Annotated in this window: 12 protein-coding genes and 2 pseudogenes; 10 read left to right on the top strand and 4 right to left on the bottom strand. The window is 70.8% G+C overall.

Features of this window, described 5'->3' with window-relative positions; all coding sequences use genetic code 11:
• The first annotated feature begins 63 nt into the window (after positions 1 to 63).
• On the top strand, positions 64 to 564 hold the full coding sequence (locus AB0I71_RS09055) for an Rrf2 family transcriptional regulator (protein WP_357582699.1): 501 nt from the start codon (positions 64 to 66) through the stop codon (positions 562 to 564).
• Here the strand turns inward: AB0I71_RS09055 and AB0I71_RS09050 are convergent.
• On the bottom strand, positions 551 to 1,807 hold the full coding sequence (locus tag AB0I71_RS09050; RefSeq protein WP_357582905.1) for a hypothetical protein: 1,257 nt from the start codon (positions 1,805 to 1,807) through the stop codon (positions 551 to 553). The two genes, AB0I71_RS09055 and AB0I71_RS09050, sit on opposite strands and share 14 nt — an antisense overlap.
• A 352-nt stretch (positions 1,808 to 2,159) precedes the next feature.
• On the opposite strand from AB0I71_RS09050, the gene AB0I71_RS09045 reads away from it, so the two are divergent.
• The 5 genes and pseudogenes from AB0I71_RS09045 (at position 2,160) to AB0I71_RS09025 (ending at position 9,633) form a co-directional block, all read left to right on the top strand.
• Positions 2,160 to 4,217, top strand: coding sequence for a DNA topoisomerase IV subunit B (locus AB0I71_RS09045; RefSeq protein WP_357582903.1), 2,058 nt, complete (start codon positions 2,160 to 2,162; stop codon positions 4,215 to 4,217).
• A 31-nt stretch (positions 4,218 to 4,248) separates the two neighbouring features.
• Positions 4,249 to 4,503: pseudogene (locus AB0I71_RS09040) on the top strand (DNA gyrase subunit A); the annotation flags it as partial.
• Positions 4,477 to 5,304: pseudogene (locus AB0I71_RS09035) on the top strand (LAGLIDADG family homing endonuclease); the annotation flags it as partial. The pseudogenes AB0I71_RS09040 and AB0I71_RS09035, both read left to right, overlap by 27 nt.
• A gap of 84 nt (positions 5,305 to 5,388) precedes the next feature.
• Complete coding sequence (locus AB0I71_RS09030) at positions 5,389 to 8,031, top strand: DNA topoisomerase IV subunit A (protein ID WP_357582901.1); 2,643 nt, start codon at positions 5,389 to 5,391, stop codon at positions 8,029 to 8,031.
• Positions 8,032 to 8,247: 216 nt separating this feature from the next.
• On the top strand, positions 8,248 to 9,633 hold the full coding sequence (locus AB0I71_RS09025) for an RICIN domain-containing protein (RefSeq protein WP_357582698.1): 1,386 nt from the start codon (positions 8,248 to 8,250) through the stop codon (positions 9,631 to 9,633).
• Positions 9,634 to 9,769: 136 nt separating this feature from the next.
• On the opposite strand, the gene AB0I71_RS09020 is transcribed toward AB0I71_RS09025, so the two are convergent.
• Together AB0I71_RS09020 and AB0I71_RS09015 are read right to left on the bottom strand one after the other, a co-directional pair.
• Complete coding sequence (locus AB0I71_RS09020) at positions 9,770 to 10,405, bottom strand: alpha-ketoglutarate-dependent dioxygenase AlkB (RefSeq protein WP_357582697.1); 636 nt, start codon at positions 10,403 to 10,405, stop codon at positions 9,770 to 9,772.
• Between the two features lie 146 nt (positions 10,406 to 10,551).
• Positions 10,552 to 10,782, bottom strand: coding sequence for a hypothetical protein (locus AB0I71_RS09015; RefSeq protein ID WP_357582696.1), 231 nt, complete (start codon positions 10,780 to 10,782; stop codon positions 10,552 to 10,554).
• A 567-nt stretch (positions 10,783 to 11,349) separates the two neighbouring features.
• On the opposite strand from AB0I71_RS09015, the gene trpB reads away from it, so the two are divergent.
• Genes trpB through AB0I71_RS09000 form a run of 3 tightly spaced genes read left to right on the top strand, consistent with a single transcriptional unit; the run spans position 11,350 to position 14,139 of the window.
• Positions 11,350 to 12,549, top strand: a complete 1,200-nt coding sequence (gene trpB / locus AB0I71_RS09010; protein WP_357582695.1) for a tryptophan synthase subunit beta — start codon at positions 11,350 to 11,352, stop codon at positions 12,547 to 12,549.
• Positions 12,546 to 13,352: a tryptophan synthase subunit alpha gene (gene trpA / locus AB0I71_RS09005; protein WP_357582694.1), complete on the top strand. Its 807-nt coding sequence runs from the start codon at positions 12,546 to 12,548 to the stop codon at positions 13,350 to 13,352. Before trpB ends, trpA begins: the two co-directional genes overlap by 4 nt.
• A 16-nt stretch (positions 13,353 to 13,368) precedes the next feature.
• The gene (locus AB0I71_RS09000) at positions 13,369 to 14,139 is read left to right on the top strand and encodes a GntR family transcriptional regulator (RefSeq protein WP_357582693.1); all 771 of its coding nucleotides are present in this window, start codon (positions 13,369 to 13,371) and stop codon (positions 14,137 to 14,139) included.
• On the opposite strand, the gene AB0I71_RS08995 is transcribed toward AB0I71_RS09000, so the two are convergent.
• Positions 14,101 to 14,985, bottom strand: coding sequence for a spore coat protein (locus AB0I71_RS08995; protein WP_357582899.1), 885 nt, complete (start codon positions 14,983 to 14,985; stop codon positions 14,101 to 14,103). The genes AB0I71_RS09000 and AB0I71_RS08995 overlap by 39 nt on opposite strands.
• Here AB0I71_RS08995 and AB0I71_RS08990 point away from each other — a divergent pair.
• Entirely contained in the window at positions 14,923 to 15,150 is a 228-nt protein-coding gene (locus AB0I71_RS08990; RefSeq protein ID WP_357582692.1) for a hypothetical protein, read from the top strand. The two genes, AB0I71_RS08995 and AB0I71_RS08990, sit on opposite strands and share 63 nt — an antisense overlap.
• Position 15,151 lies beyond the last annotated feature (1 nt).

Below are 15,151 nucleotides of genomic sequence, written 5' to 3'. Positions count from 1 at the left end.
GTCGGGCTTGTCACACCGGTATCCCGGCCGACCGCGTCACCGGTCCGTCACTAGGGTCGAAACGTGAAGCTCAACCGGTCCACCGACATGGCACTGCGGATCGCCATGCAGGTCGCGGCCACGGACGGCCGGATGACTGTGGACGAGTTGGCCGACCGGCTGGCGCTGCCGCGCAACCACGTGGCCAAGGTGGTGCAGCGGCTCCAACGCCTCGGCGTGCTGGTGACCATCCGGGGCCGCTCCGGCGGTGTGGCGTTCGCCGCCGACGCCGCGGCGTACACCGTCGGGCAGGTGGTCCGGGCGTTCGAGGGCGAGGGTGAGGTGGTCGACTGCGAGGCACCGGCCTGCCCACTGCGGGCGGTCTGCCGGCTGCGGGCGGAGCTGCGACGGGCGCAGGAGTCTTTCCTCGCCGTCCTCGACGGGGTGCGCCTCGGCGAACTGGTCGACGGGCCGGCCGGGCCGGTGCTGCTCGCCCTCGGCCGGACATCGGCACCGTCGGCAACGCCGGATGCCGCCCGGACCTCGGCGGTCCGGGCGGCATCCGAGCCGGTCAGGAAACGCTGATCGTGCCGTTCGAGGCGCGTACGCAGGCGACCGAGCGGGCCGTGGCGGTGGCCGCGCCGGAGAGGCACTGTCCCAGCACCTGGTGTCCGGCGGCGTTCGGGTGCCACGACTCCTGGCAGGTCTGGAAGTAGCTGACACAGGTGTTCGCGATCCGCTGGATGGCGATCTTGTCCTTGCCGGAGAGGCTGGTCACGAAGGTCCCGTTCGGCGGGCTGTCCATCAGCCGGATCGGGGTGGCCAGGGTGCCGGTCGGGCTGTTCGTGTTCTCGCAGAGCCGGGCACCGTCGAAGGCCCGCTGCACGTTGAGGTAGACCAGGTCGGCCCCGGCGAACTCGGCGGCCAGGGTGTCCCGGGCGGAGCGCACGATGCTCCCGAGTCCCTGCGAGAACCGGTGACCAGGGGCGAGGCTCGCGCGGTGGATCGGGCAGCCGGCCGCGTACCGCTCGGCACCCAGCGCGCGGAACTTGTCCCGGGTGTCGTCCCGGCTGTCCTCCTCGTGGAAGGCCGGGGCCAGGTCCAGCGGCAGCGGGTTCGTGTAGTCCTGCAACACCACCCGGTGCTGGCCGTCGGCGTCCACCTCGCGCAGGGTGGTCAGGATCTGGCGTACCGCCGCGGTGGTCTCGGCCGTCGCGGCGGTGAGCTGCGCGGCGGTGGCCAGGTCGGCGTCCGTGCAGGGCTTCTGCTCCACCGGCCCGCCCAGGTACGCCCAGAACTCCCACCAGCCGGTCCAGGCGTCGGCGATGAAGCGGTTGGCGCACTTCTCGGCGACCCCGCCGAAGGTGAACGAGCTGTTGTTCGAGCCGAGCCCGATCAGCACCAGGTCGATGTCGTGGGTCTGGGCGACCGCGCGGAGCTGGTCGAGCTGGGCGGCGACCTGCCGGCCGTTCGTCCGGGCCGACGAGGCGGCGGCGATGTCGCGCGGCTGGCCGCCGGAGCAGGCCAGGTTGAACCGGTCCTGGATGCCGGGCAGCGTCGCCTTGTGCAGCGAGGCGTTGGCCGAGCGGTGGCAGAAGAAGGCGTCGTTGTTGGGTGCTGTCCACCCCGGGAAGCCCCGCGCGACGCCTGTCGCGTCGACCACCGGCTGGTAGGAGCCGGCGCCTTCGCCGCTGATGAAGCTGTCGCCGAGGGCCACCGCCGCGGTGGGTGGTGCGGCCGAGGCGGCGGGGGCCGCGACGGCGGTGGAGAGGGTCGCCGCGGCGACGGCCAGGGCCATCGCGGAGGCGGTACGACGCAACGCGGACATCGGCATCCCCATCCGTTCATGGAAATATGAAAGATCTTCTGGTGCGGTGATGAGATCACGCACGTGTGACGAACGTCAACAGTGGGAAACATCTGTGACAGGCGGGTCCGCAGGGGTCCGTGCGGCTCCCGTGTCGGCCACCGATTCCGGCTCCGACCACCGCCCGGCGGGCATAAGGCCGCCGGCCGGGGCGTTGACCGCAGCAGGTCCGCCAGCAGCGGCCTCGGCGTGCCGGCGGGTGTCCCGCACAGGTTGTCGGGGCGTGCGGCTACGCTCGCTGCGGCGTGTCCGCGCCGGGCCGACCGCCGACGGCGCGGGGAAGCACATCGCCGAGACCGGGGAGTACGACCAGTTGACCGCAGAGCCTGACACCCTGTACGGGGCCGACGACCTCACCCACCTTGAGGGGCTGGACGCCGTCCGCAAGCGGCCCGGCATGTACATCGGCTCCACCGACAGCCGTGGCGTGGGTCACCTCGTCAACGAGATCCTCGACAACTCGACCGACGAGGGCGTCGCCGGCCACGCCACAAGCATCGAGGTCATCCTGCACGCCGACGGCTCGGTGCAGGTCGACGACAACGGCCGTGGCATCCCCACCGACGTGCACGCCCGCTCCGGCATCTCCGGAGTCGAGCTGGTGCTCACCCGCCTGCACGCCGGAGGCAAGTTCGGCGGCTCCGGCTACAAGACCTCCGGCGGCCTGCACGGCGTGGGTGCCTCGGCGGTGAACGCCCTGTCCCGCCGCTTCGACGTCACCGTGCGCCGGGGCGGCAAGGTGCACGCCATGTCGTTCCGGCACGGCGTGCCGGGCATCTTCGACGGCGACGGCCCTGACGCGTCGTTCACCCCCGGCCCCGGGCTCCAGGTCGTCGGCGCCATGAAGCGTGGCCACCGCACCGGCACCTCGGTCCGCTACTGGCACGATCCCCGCTACTTCGAGACCGGCGCCACGCTCGATCACGACGCCGTCCGGGCCAAGCTGCGCCACACCGCCTTCCTGGTCCCCGGCGTCGGCTACACACTGCACGACCGCACCGCGGAAGAGCCCACCGAAGAGCGCTTCCACTACCCCAACGGACTCTCCGACATGGTGGAGTTCCTCGCTCCGGCCGGCGACCGGCCCGTCTCCGGCACTCTCCTGGTCACCGGCGAGGGGACGTACCGGGAGAACGCCGCCGACGCCAACGGCGTCATGCAGTCGAACGTGCAGCGCCGGGCCGAGGTCGAGATCGCCTTCCGCTGGGGCACCGGCTACGAACGCACCGTCGAGTGCTTCACCAACACCATCCGCAACGCCCACGGCGGCACCCACCGCAAGGGTTTCGAGCGGGCGCTGACCCGTACCCTCGCCGACGCGGTGCGCAACACCCGGGGCCTGCTCAAGGCCAAGGAGGACGCGCCAACCCTCGACGACGTGCTGGAGGGCATGACGGCGGTGGTGCACGTCCGGGTGCCCGAGCCGCAGTTCACCTCGCAGACCAAGGACGAACTCTCCACCGCCGGCATCACAAAGGTCGTGCAGGGCCTGGTGGAGCAGCACGTCAAGTCCTGGCTGGACGACCGCAAGACGCGCACCGAGGCGCGCACGGTCCTCCAGAAGATCGTCGACGCGTCCCGGGTACGCCTCACCCAGAAGCAGCAGAAGGACGCGGCCCGCCGCAAGACCGCCCTCGAAGGCGCGGCCATGCCCGCCAAACTCGTCGACTGCCGCGCCTCGGGCATCGACAGAAGTGAGCTGTTCATCGTGGAGGGCGACAGCGCCCTCGGCACCGGCCGACTTGCCCGCTCTGCCGAATACCAGGCACTCCTTCCGATCCGGGGCAAGATCCTCAATGTCCAGAAGGCCAACCTCCAGCAGGTGCTGGACAACGCCGAGTGCGCGGCGATCGTGCAGGTGCTCGGTGCCGGCTCCGGGCGCACGTTCGACCTGTCCGCGTTGCGCTACGGCCGGGTGCTGATCATGGCCGACGCCGATGTCGACGGCGCACACATCCGGACGCTGCTGATCACCCTGTTCGCCCGGTACATGCGGCCGTTGATCGAGGCGGGCCGGCTCTACGCCGCGATGCCGCCGCTGCACAAGATCACGACCAGGGGGCGCAACCCGGAGACCGTCTACACCTACACGCAGGCGGAGATGGAGTCGACGGTGCGCCGGTTCGAGAAGGCCGGCAAGCAGATCGTCACCCCGGTTCCCCGGTTCAAGGGTCTCGGCGAGATGGACGCCGACGAGCTGTGGGAGACCACGATGAATCCGGCCACCCGCGCGGTACGCCGGATCACCCTGGACGACGTCGACGCCGCCGAGCGGATCCTCGAACTGCTGATGGGGGAGAAGGTCGAGCCGCGCCGCAACTGGCTGATCGACTCCGCCGACCGGGTCGACCGTGACGCCATCGACGCCTGACCATCGCGTCTCTCGGAAGGAAAGCTGAGCCATGGCACGCCGCAAGGAGACGAAGGTCGACCATTCCGCGTTCGACCGGGCCGGCGCGCGGATCATCGACAACCCGCTGACCACCGAGGTGTCCGACTCCTACCTGGAGTACGCCTTCTCGGTCATCCACTCCCGGGCACTGCCCGACGCCCGCGACGGCCTCAAGCCGGTGCACCGCCGCATCCTCTGGTCGATGTACGAGCAGGGCCACCGCCCGGACCGGGCGCACGTGAAGTCCGCCCGGATCGTCGGCGACTGTTTCGTCTCGGGAACGCTGGTCTCCACACCCGAAGGTCTCAGGGCTATCGAGGACATTGAGATTGGTGACCTCGTGTTGGACGGGGATGGCACCGCTACTCCGGTCACCCAGGTTTACCGAAATCCCGTGTCGGAACTGGTCCGAGTCACCTGGAGTAATGGTCACACGATGGTCGTCACGCCCGGCCAACGGTTTCGTGTCGTAAATGACGACCTGACCGTTGGCTGGACCGAAGCCCGGGACCTGAAGAATCACCTGACACTGGCTTACGGCGGACGTCGCTGGCAGGCCGCCATCCCGGGTGGAGACATCTACGACTACGTCCGCGGACTCGTTGTAGCCGAGGGCTTCCCCGTCGATCGTGCACGAGCCGCAGATGGTCGTGTCCGAATACACATGTGCGACGGAGAGCCGCTCGATGCGGCGCACGGTTGGGCTATAGTCAACGGATTGAATGCCACTCGCGGCAAGCGCGAGGCAGCCAAGCCGGGCCATCGCGACCAGCACATCATCACGTTCGCCCGGCATCGGGGTCTGCTTGACGCTGCGACGCCGCTCAGCCGTGCCAAGCGGATCCCGGACGACATCATCGAAAACCGCTCCGCCTGGGCACCGTTCCTCGCCGGCTTCTTCGACGGCGACGGCTATGTGCGGAAACGTTTTCGAGAAATCGTCTTTGTGAGCACCAGCGAGACGTTGGTGCGTCAGGTATACGCCATGCTTGCCGATTTGGGAGTACACGGCCACCACTGGACCAGCAACCAAGCCGGCGACCACCCGCTCTGCGGTCTTGCCGTTACTGGGCGGGACGCCGCTGCCATTGCTGAGTTGCTTCTGCCCTGGGTGCGAATTCCATACAAGAACGACGGGCTTCGGCGGGTGATGGAGCTTGGATACCCATACGGCGGTAAACAGGGTAACGACCGCCTTCCTTGTGGTCCAGTGATGCAGGAGTTCACCAAGGCGCATCGAGGTGGTGGGTGGTTCCACGAGGTGGGCGGTAAAGCTTTTCGGGCGTCACTGTCGGGTGCTGGAAGCAAGGTGCGTTACGGTAAAGACCGGAATGGTGTGCACCTTTCGGACCGGTCGTTCCCGCTGTGGCGCGCGGAACGCGACGGGTGGGTGCGCAAACTTCGGCGAATCGGCTCACCGCTTGCGAATCGGCTTGAGACGTTGTCCGGCCGCTCTTTCCTCCGCGTTGCCGCAGTTGAGGCCGTAGCCCCTGCCGCCACCTACGACATCCAGGTTGGAGCCGACGACCACGCGTTCGCCGCCGAGGGCTACATAGTCCACAACTGCATGGGCAAGTACCATCCGCACGGCGACACCGCGATCTACGACGCGATGGTCCGGCTGGCGCAGGACTTCTCGCTGAACGTGCCACTCATCGACGGGCATGGAAATTTTGGAAGCCCAGACGATGGACCGGCAGCGGCGAGATACACCGAGGCTCGGATGTCGCGGGAGGCGATGCTGCTCGTCGGTGAGCTGGGTGAGGACACCGTCGATGTCGAGCCCAACTACGACGGCTCACTGACCCAGCCCACAGTGCTGCCGGCCGCCTTCCCGAACCTGCTGGTCAACGGTGCTGCCGGGATCGCGGTCGGGATGGCGACGAACATGATCCCGCACAACCTGGGCGAGGTCGTCTCGGCGGCCCGGTGGCTGATCCGGCACCCGAACGCCACCCTCGACAAGCTGATGGAGTTCGTGCCCGGTCCCGACCTGCCCACCGGCGGCATGCTGCTCGGCCTCGACGAGGTGCGCCGGGCGTACGAGACCGGCCGTGGCGTGGTGCGGATGCGCGGCAAGGTGGAGATCGGGCCGCTGGAGGGCAGCCGGGGTCGGCAGGCCATCACGGTTGTCGAGTTGCCGTACGGCGTCGGCGCGGAGAAGGTCATCGCGGCCATCACCAACGAGGTGACCAAGACCAAGCGGCTCACCGGGATCGCCGACGTCAAGGACCTCACCGACCGCGAGAGCGGCACCCGGCTGGTCGTCGAGTGCAAGGTCGGCGTGAACCCGCAGGCGCTGCTCGCCGACCTCTACCGGTTGACCCCGTTGGAGCAGTCCTTCGGCGTCAACAACCTGGTGCTCGTCGACGGGCAGCCGCGCACCCTGGGGCTCAAGGAGCTGCTTGAGGTGTTCCTGGCCCACCGCTACGAGGTGGTGACCCGGCGCAGCGCGTACCGCAAGCGTAAGCGGGAGGAGCGGCTGCACCTGGTCGACGGTCTGCTGATCGCCCTGCTCGACATCGACAAGGTGGTGAAGCTGATCCGGGGCAGCGAGGACGCCCAGGCGGCCCGGGGTGGCCTGATGCGGCAGTTCAAGCTCTCCGAGATCCAGGCGAACTACATCCTGGACACTCCGCTGCGCCGGTTGACGAAGTACGACCGGCTGGAGTTGGAGGCCGAGCAGCAGAAGCTGCGTGCCGAGATCGCCGAGCTGTCGACAATCCTGGACGACGAGAACGTGCTGAAGAAGGTCGTCTCGGACGAGTTGGCCGCGGTGGTCAAGCAGTTCGCCGTGCCCCGGCGCACCACGCTTGTCGACGGTGACCTCAAGGAGGTGCTTGCCGCGTCCGCGCCGGCCGGACCGCTGGAGGTGGCCGACGACCCGTGCCAGGTGATCCTGTCGGCCACCGGGCTGGTGGCCCGTACCGCGGCCGAGTCGGAGGAGGCCGCCGAGGGGCGGCGCCGGCACGGCCGGGTCAAGCACGACGCGGTACGTGCCGTGGTGCACTCCACCGCCCGGGGGCGGGTGTTGCTCGTGACGAGTGCCGGCCGGGCGTTCAAGGTGGACGTGCTGCCGCTGCCGGTGCTGCCGGAGCAGGCCGGCACTGTGTCGTTGCGCGGTGGGATGTCGGCCGCCGAGTTGGTGCCGCTGGAGCCGGGGGAGACGGTTGTCGGCCTGGCGCCGCTCGGCGCCTCCGCCGAGGGTTCACCGGGTCTGGCCCTCGGTACCCGGCAGGGCGTGGTGAAGGTGTGCGCCCCGGACTGGCCGGTCCGATCCGACGAGTTCGAGGTGATCGGGCTGCGCGACGGCGACGAGGTGGTCGGGGCGACCTGGCTGGTCGACGGTGCGGAGAGCCTCGCCTTCCTGACAAGTGCGGCCGCGCTGCTGCGGTTCCCCGCCGGGACGATCCGCCCGCAGGGGCTCCGAGGTGGCGGGATGGCCGGCATCGCCCTGCCGTCCGGGGCGCGGGTGGTGTTCTTCGGCGCGGTCCGTACCGACGACCCGGAGCACGGTGAGCCGATGGTGGTCACCTCGACAGGCGCGACTGTCAAGGTGACCCCGTTGTCGGCGTACCCGGCGAAGGGGCGGGCGACCGGCGGGGTGCGTGCCCATCGGTTCCTCAAGGGTGAGACCGACGTGGTGGTCGGTTGGGTCGGTCCCCGGCCGGTGGGGTCGACGGCGAACGGTGAGGCGGTGGAACTGCCGGCTGCGGATCCGCGTCGCGACGGTTCCGGCTTCGCCGTCATGCTCGGTCCGGCCGTGGTGGGGCACCAGATCGACCGCGAGTAGGTAGCGCCCCTTCGGCTGTGGCCGCGCCGGACAGGACAGTCCGGCGCGGCCGTCATCCATCGACGTCGGTCATTGACGTATGACGTATTACGACGATACGTTGAGCCTTGCTCGCTGGTGGCCCGACGTGTCGACACCACCAATCCACAACGTCGGTGCCTGCGACAACGTGCGTCCTTTCGGACCGCGCGTGGTCCTAGTCGAAGGAGTGGATCAATGATTGGTGAGGTTCGTCCCGCCTCTCCTCCCGGACGCCGACGACTGTCGGTCGTGGCCGCGGTCGGTGCGGCGGTCCTGGCGGCCGGCAGCCTGGTCGCGGTCAACGCGGCACCCGCGGCCGCGGCGACGGTGGACACCAACGCCTGGTATGTGCTGGTCAACCGCAACAGTGGCAAGGCGCTGGACGTGTACGGTCTGGCCACCAACGACGGCGCGCGGATCAGCCAGTGGACGCGCAACGACGGGGCCAACCAGCAGTGGCAGTTCGTGGACTCCGGCGGAGGCTACTACCGGCTCAAGTCGCGGCATTCCGGCAAGGTCCTGGACGTGTCGAACGCGTCGACCGCTGACGGGGCCGCGATCGTGCAGTGGGCGGACCGCAACGGCGCGAACCAGCAGTTCCGGTTGGCCGACTCCGACGGGGGCCACGTCCGGCTGATCAACCGGAACAGCAACAAGGCGGTGGATGTGCAGGGCGCCTCGACCGCCGACGGGGCGAACATCATCCAGTACGCCGACGGTAACCGCGGCAACCAGCAGTGGCAGTTGTTCCCCGTCGGCGGTGGCGGTCCCACGTCGCCACCCCCACCGACCGGTGAGCCGGGCGCAGGGTGCGGCAGGACTCCGACGCTCGGCAACGGTACGCACACGATCCAGAGCAGCGGCAAGAGCCGTAGCTTCATCCTGCGGATCCCCGCCAACTACAACAACAACACCCGCTACCGGTTGATGTTCGCGTTCCACTGGTTGGGTGGCACCTCGGGTGACGTCGCCTACGGCGGCGCCGACGGGGCCGCCTGGGCCTACTACGGCCAGCAGGAGCAGTCGAACAACAGCGCGATCCTGGTCGCGCCGCAGGGCATCGGCAACGGCTGGGCCAACTCCGGTGGCGAGGACGTCACATTCGTCGATGACATGATCCGTCGGATCGAGAGCGACCTCTGCGTCAACACGGCGCAGCGCTTCGCCCTCGGGTTCAGCTACGGCGGGGCGATGAGCTACGCCCTCGCCTGCGCCCGGGCGAACGTCTTCCGGGCCGTCGCGGTCTACGGCGCTCCCCGAGAGCTCAGCGGGTGCAGTGGCGGTACCCAGCCGGTCGCGTACTTCGGCATCCACGGCATCTCCGACAACATCACGAGCGGGCGGTCGCTGCGCGACAGGTTCGTCCGCAACAACGGCTGCACGCAACAGAACCCGCCCGAGCCGGCGGCGGGCAGCCGGACGCACATCACCACCGTCTACTCAGGATGCCGCGCCGGCTATCCGGTGCAGTGGGGCGCGTTCGACGGTGGTCACACCCCTGGCCCGGTCGACGGCGGCGGCGACAGCGGCGCCAGGACCTGGACCAAGGGCGAGGTGTGGCGGTTCTTCGCGCAGTTCTAGACCCCAGCCGCAGCCGCAGCCGCAGCCGCAGCCGCAGCCGCAGCCGCAGCCGTGGGTGAGGGCGAGCCCGTTCCCGTCGATCCGGCGGGGGCGGGCCGCCCTGTTTCCAGGACGCCGGGCGTACGGGTGGATGTGCTCAGGCGACGCCGGCCGGGCGGAACTGGACGCTGATCCGGGGGCCGACGGGACGGGCGGTCTTGGGTACCGCGTGCTCCCAGGTGCGCTGGCAGGAGCCGCCCATCACCACCAGGTCGCCGTGGCCCAGCGGAAAGCGCAGGCTGGTCCCGCCGCCACGGGGCCGCAGCAGCAGTTGGCGGGGTGAGCCGAAGGAGACGATGGCGACAACCGTGTCGGTGTGGGCGGAGCGGCCCTGGGTGTCGCCGTGCCAGGCGACGCTGTCCCGCCCGTCGCGGTAGAGGCACATGCCGGCGGTGACGAAGGGTTCGCCCAGCTCGTCGGCGTAGTGGTGGGTCAGGGCCGCGCGGGCGGCGGTGAGTACCGGGTGCGGTAGTGGCCGGCCCGCGCCGTACCAGCTGAGCAGCCGGGGTACGTCGACCTCGGCGTCGTACATGGTGCGTCGTTCGGCCCGCCACGGCACCTCGCGCAGCAGCACGTCGAGCACCTGGTCGGAGCCGTGCACCCAGCCGGGCAGGTGGTCGACCCAGGCGCCCCGGCTCAGCGGGTGCCGGCGCGGTTGCCCGGCCAGCGGGCCGAGGGCGGGCGGCGCGTCGGTGACCTCCAGCATCGACGGCTGGTACGCGGGCTGTGACATGCCCGCAGCCTAGCAGCGATTTCGTACACCAGTTCTAGCGGGCCGGGTGCGCTCGACGTGTCGCGTGGCAGCGACCTACGTGTCGATGGCCGGGCGGGACCGCGGAGGCCGGAACGGCCTCCGCGGCCCCGCTGCTGAGCGGAAGATCAGCTCCGGTACAGGCAGAAGGAGTAGAGGGTGCGACCGGTGGTCGTGCTGTCACCCCTGGGCTCGAACCACAGCGTGCCGCTGCCCTTGGTGCGATAGCCCACGGCGACGTCCTTCGTGACCTTGCTGCCCGAGGTGCCGAGCAGCGTGGTGGAGGTGCTGGTGCCTCCCTGTGACATGCGCACCCGGATCGACTTGACCGTGCCCGAGATCTTGTACGTGGCCTTCACCCGTGCATTTCCACCCGGCCATCCGGAGTAGCTGAATCCGAGTCCACTCCCGACCGAGTCACCCGCCGAGGCGCTCCAGGAGCGTACGCAGGTCGCTGCTTCCGCCTTCGTCGCCATCGGGGCCACCAGTGCGGCAGACGTCAGGAGAGCAAGCGCCGGCATCAACAGGGCCGCTCTTCGTACGGAAAAGATCACACGTGCTCCTTTGTGGCTACCCGGTGAAGGGTGGTTCGGACCGCAGGAGCCGCCTGCCAACAGCCAGCGGGCGGCCGTCCACCCTGGGCGCTGGCCACTGTAGTCAGGGCTTGCCGGCAACGGTTGCCCGGGCTGACCCGGCGCCGCGTGGGCGGAGCGGCAGTTGGCGGGGCGAGTCGAAGGTGACGACGGCGCCTGGCGAAGCGGGTGCCGGCGCGGCTGCCCGGCCGGTCGGCCGAGGGTGGGCACACCTCTGCTGCCACCTCGGGGCCTGCCGCAGTGTCGCTGGCCGTCGGTGCCGGAAGCATTGCGCGTCCTCGACAAACTGTTCTATAACTGTAGTGTAGAGTTATAGAACAGTTGGAGGTTGTCATGGAAGCTCTGGCGCGGCGCGCCTCGACATCCGGGCCGGTGGCCGGCCGGTTCGGGCGGCACGGTGGCCGGTTCGTACCCGAGCCGCTGATACCCGCGTGTGCGGAGGTCGAGGCGGCATTCGCGGAGGCGTGGGCGGACCCGGGCTTCCGGGGCGAGCTGGCGCGGCTGCTGTCCATGCACGCCGGCCGGCCGACGCCGCTGACCTCGGCGGCTCGGCTGTCGGCCGAACTCGGCGTGACGGTGCTGCTCAAGCGGGAGGATCTCGCGCACACCGGCTCGCACAAGATCAACAATGTGCTGGGGCAGGCGTTGCTGGCCCGCCGGATGGGCAAGCGGCGGCTGATCGCCGAGACCGGCGCGGGAATGCACGGCGTCGCCACCGCCACCGCCGGTGCCCTGCTGGGCCTGCCGGTGACCGTCTTCATGGGTGAGCGTGACATCGAGCGGCAGGCGCACAACGTGTTCCGGATGCGGCTGCTCGGTGCGCAGGTCGTACCGGTGCGGTCGGGCAGCCGGACCCTCAAGGACGCCACAAGCGAGGCGATGCGCCACTGGGTCGGCGTCACCGAGGACGCCTACTACTGCGTGGGCTCGGTGATCGGGCCGCACCCGTACCCGTGGATGGTTCGTGAGCTACAGGCGGTCATCGGCCAGGAGGCCCGACACCAGTGCGCCGAGGAACTGTCGGCCGGCACACCGGAACACGTCGTCGCCTGCGTCGGCGGTGGCTCCAACGCCGCCGGCACCTTCGCCGGGTTCGTCGACACACCGGCACGTTTGGTGGGGGTCGAGGCGGCGGGCGGTGCCGGCGCCGCCCTTGGTGAGATCGGCGTCCTGCACGGATTCCAGTCGCTGTTCCTTCAGGACGAGCAGGGCCAGATCCGCGAGGCGCGGTCCGTCGCGGCGGGCCTGGACTACCCCGGGGTCGGGCCGGAGCACGCCCACCTGCGCGACCTCGGCCGGGCCGAGTACGTCACCGTCACCGACGAGGAGGCGCTGGCGGCGGCGGTCCGGCTGGCCCGCGCCGAGGGCATCGTCCCGGCGATCGAGTCGGCGCACGCGCTCGCCTGGGTCGTCCGGGCCGCCGGAACCGGCGACCTGCCCGCCGGCAGCAGTGTGCTCGTCACGCTCTCCGGACGCGGCGACAAGGACATCACGACGCTCATGACGTACCTGGCTGACGAGGAGACGGAATGACCACTCTGGAGACCCGGCTGCGGCTGCGCCGGGACCGTGGACGCAAGCTGCTGATGCCCTATCTCACCGGGGGAGTCACCCCGGACTGGACCGACCACCTGCGCGCCCTGGCCGATGCCGGGGCGGACGCGATCGAGGTCGGCATCCCCTTCTCCGACCCGACCCTCGACGGCGTCACCATCCAGGAGGCGTCCCACGCCGCGCTCACCCGGGGCGCCACCACCGCCGGAATCCTCGCCGATCTGAGCGGAAGCCGGATCGAGGTGCCGGTCGTCGTCAGCACGTACGCCAATCTCGCGTTGCGTCGCGCTGCGGACCGGTTCTGCCAGGCCCTCGCCGAGGCGGGCGTGCAGGGCCTGATCGTGCCCGATCTGCCGCTGGAAGAGGCCGGATCGACGGGCGCGGCCGCGACGGCCGCCGACATCGACCTCGCACTGCTGGCGTCACCCGCCACGCCCGGGCGGCGGCTGCGGGAGATCGCCGAGCGCAGCCGCGGCTTCATCTACGCGGTCTCGCTGATGGGCACCACGGGCGAGCGTCGGCAACTCGCCGCCTCGGCCGCCGGACTGGCGCGGCGCCTGCGGGACGTCACGGACCGGCCCGTATTCTTGGGCTTCGGCATCTCGACACCGGAGCAGGCGGCTGCCGCGACGCGGGACGCCGACGGCGCCATCGTCGGCGCGGCACTGATGCGGCGCGTGCTCGACGGCGCGGACCCGGCGGCGACCGCCGGATTCGTCAGGTCGCTGCGGGCGGCACTGGACGGTGTGCCGGCAGAGGTGTCGGCGGACGCCGGAGGTTAGGGGGCGGGGCGGCGGCATGGCAACCGGGCAGGAAGCGTCCGCGGCGCGGTACCGCACCATCGCCGCGGATCTCGCCGCCAAGATCCGAGCCGGCGACTACCGGCCCGGGGAAGCGCTGCCCTCCCAGCGTGATCTCAGCGCCGCCTACGGCGTCACCCTGATGACGCTCCGGCAGGCGTTGCGGCAGCTCAGCGACGAAGGGCTGATCGAGCAGCAGCCCGGCCGGGGCACCTTCGTCAGCCCGCCACACCTGGCGTACCGGCTCGGCTCGCTGCGCAGCTTCGCCGACGACCTGCGGGATCAGGGCCACGAGGTGCGGACCGCAGTCGTCGGCCGCGCGGTGCGCCGCCTGCCCGCGCGGGTCGCCGGGGCGCTGCGGGCCAGCGCGACCGACTCCGGGCTGCGGCTGGAGCGGGTCCGCGCGTTCGCCGGCCGCCGCGCGGTGCACCAGGTCTCCTGGGTACGCGCATCGCACGCGGACGGACTGCGCGAGGTCGACTTCACCGCGACGTCCCTGTACGAGGCGCTTGCAGTCCGGGGTGTCTCGGTGGCCCGGGCCACCGAGACGATCCGGCCCGGCATCCTCGACGCGGCGCTGGCGGCGCACCTCGACGATCCCCCGGGCGCCGCCGTGTTCGTCAGCGACCGGACCACCTACACGCAGGACGGCACCGCCATCGTCGCCGACCGGGCGACGATCCTCGGCAGCATGATGGAGATCAACACCGACCGTGCCGCCCGGGGCCTGTCACTGCACTGGGGTGCGCTCCGCGGCGACGGGTCGTAGCGCCGACAGCACCGCGTCGACCACCCGTTCCCGCCCGCGCCCGTCCACCGCGGCCCAGGCGCGGGCGGACAGCGCCGCCCGGCGTGCCCCGTCGCTCAGCAGCCCCGCCAGGGTGTGCGTGGCGGCACGGACCGCCGCCGGGTCACCGGTCAGCGCGGGCAGCTCACCGAGCCCGGCGGCCAGGCCGGCCGCCACCACCCGGTGGTACGACTCGCGCTGGTTGTCCACCACGCAGACCAGCGCCGAGGGTGCCCCGAGACAGCACAACTCCCAGGTGGAGGTGCCGGCCGCGCTGACCACCAGGTCCGCCGCGGCGATCAGGGCCGGCAGCGTACCGGTGGGGGGCACCGGCAGCAGCGACTGCCCCGGCCTTGGCGTCAGCCCAGCTATCCGTTCGCCCAGTTCGGGCCGGCCGACGACGACTGTGAGTTCCATCGGCCGGCCGGTGGAGAGCAGCACCTCGGTCAGCACCGGCGCCGCGCCGGCCGCGTCGGTGCCGCCGAAGAAGGCCAGCACCGAGGGAGGTCGCACCGCCACCGCCGGGCGGGGGGTCGCCGGCCGGGCGGCCAGCACAGCCTCGCGCAGCAGGGCGTACCCGCTGCCGGCGAGCAGCCGGCCGGCCGGCACCGCCAGGTCGGTGGCGAAGTTCTGGTCCAGGTAGAGGTCGGCGTCCTGACCCCGGGTGTCCCCGTCGACGATGGCCAGGGTCAGCACCCCGGCGGCCCGCAGCGCGCCCGCTCCGGCGGGATCCAGTTCGTACGAGTCGAGAACCAGCACGTCGAGGTGGTGCCGGCGGGCCGTGGCGACCAGCCCGTCCGGGGTGTCCGGGCCGGGGTGCAGCGGGATGCCCCGGGCGGTGAGCTGGTCGGCCGCCCAGCCGACGCCGTCGACGGTGCCGAAGACCTCGACGACGGCGCCCCGAGCCTGGAACTCCTCACCGAGGGCGAGACAACGGACCAGGTGCCCGACACCGCGCGACGGCCCGGCGTCGCAGCGCAGTCCGACGCGTAAC

The sequence above is a fragment of the Micromonospora sp. NPDC049891 genome (assembly GCF_040660295.1).
Classification (GTDB): Bacteria; Actinomycetota; Actinomycetes; order Mycobacteriales; family Micromonosporaceae; genus Micromonospora.
Note: the sequence above shows the minus strand (reverse complement) of the source record. Positions and strands in the feature narration are given on the sequence as shown.

What these genes read in the sequence shown, in the direction of transcription:
- AB0I71_RS09050 (WP_357582905.1), bottom strand. Translation starts at nt 1,807, where the DNA reads ATGTCCGCGTTGCGTCGTACCGCCTCCGCGATGGCCCTGGCCGTCGCC.
- AB0I71_RS09030 (WP_357582901.1), top strand. Translation starts at nt 5,389, where the DNA reads ATGGAGCTTGGATACCCATACGGCGGTAAACAGGGTAACGACCGCCTT.
- AB0I71_RS09025 (WP_357582698.1), top strand. Translation starts at nt 8,248, where the DNA reads ATGATTGGTGAGGTTCGTCCCGCCTCTCCTCCCGGACGCCGACGACTG.
- AB0I71_RS09020 (WP_357582697.1), bottom strand. Translation starts at nt 10,405, where the DNA reads ATGTCACAGCCCGCGTACCAGCCGTCGATGCTGGAGGTCACCGACGCG.
- trpB (WP_357582695.1), top strand. Translation starts at nt 11,350, where the DNA reads ATGGAAGCTCTGGCGCGGCGCGCCTCGACATCCGGGCCGGTGGCCGGC.
- trpA (WP_357582694.1), top strand. Translation starts at nt 12,546, where the DNA reads ATGACCACTCTGGAGACCCGGCTGCGGCTGCGCCGGGACCGTGGACGC.
- AB0I71_RS09000 (WP_357582693.1), top strand. Translation starts at nt 13,369, where the DNA reads ATGGCAACCGGGCAGGAAGCGTCCGCGGCGCGGTACCGCACCATCGCC.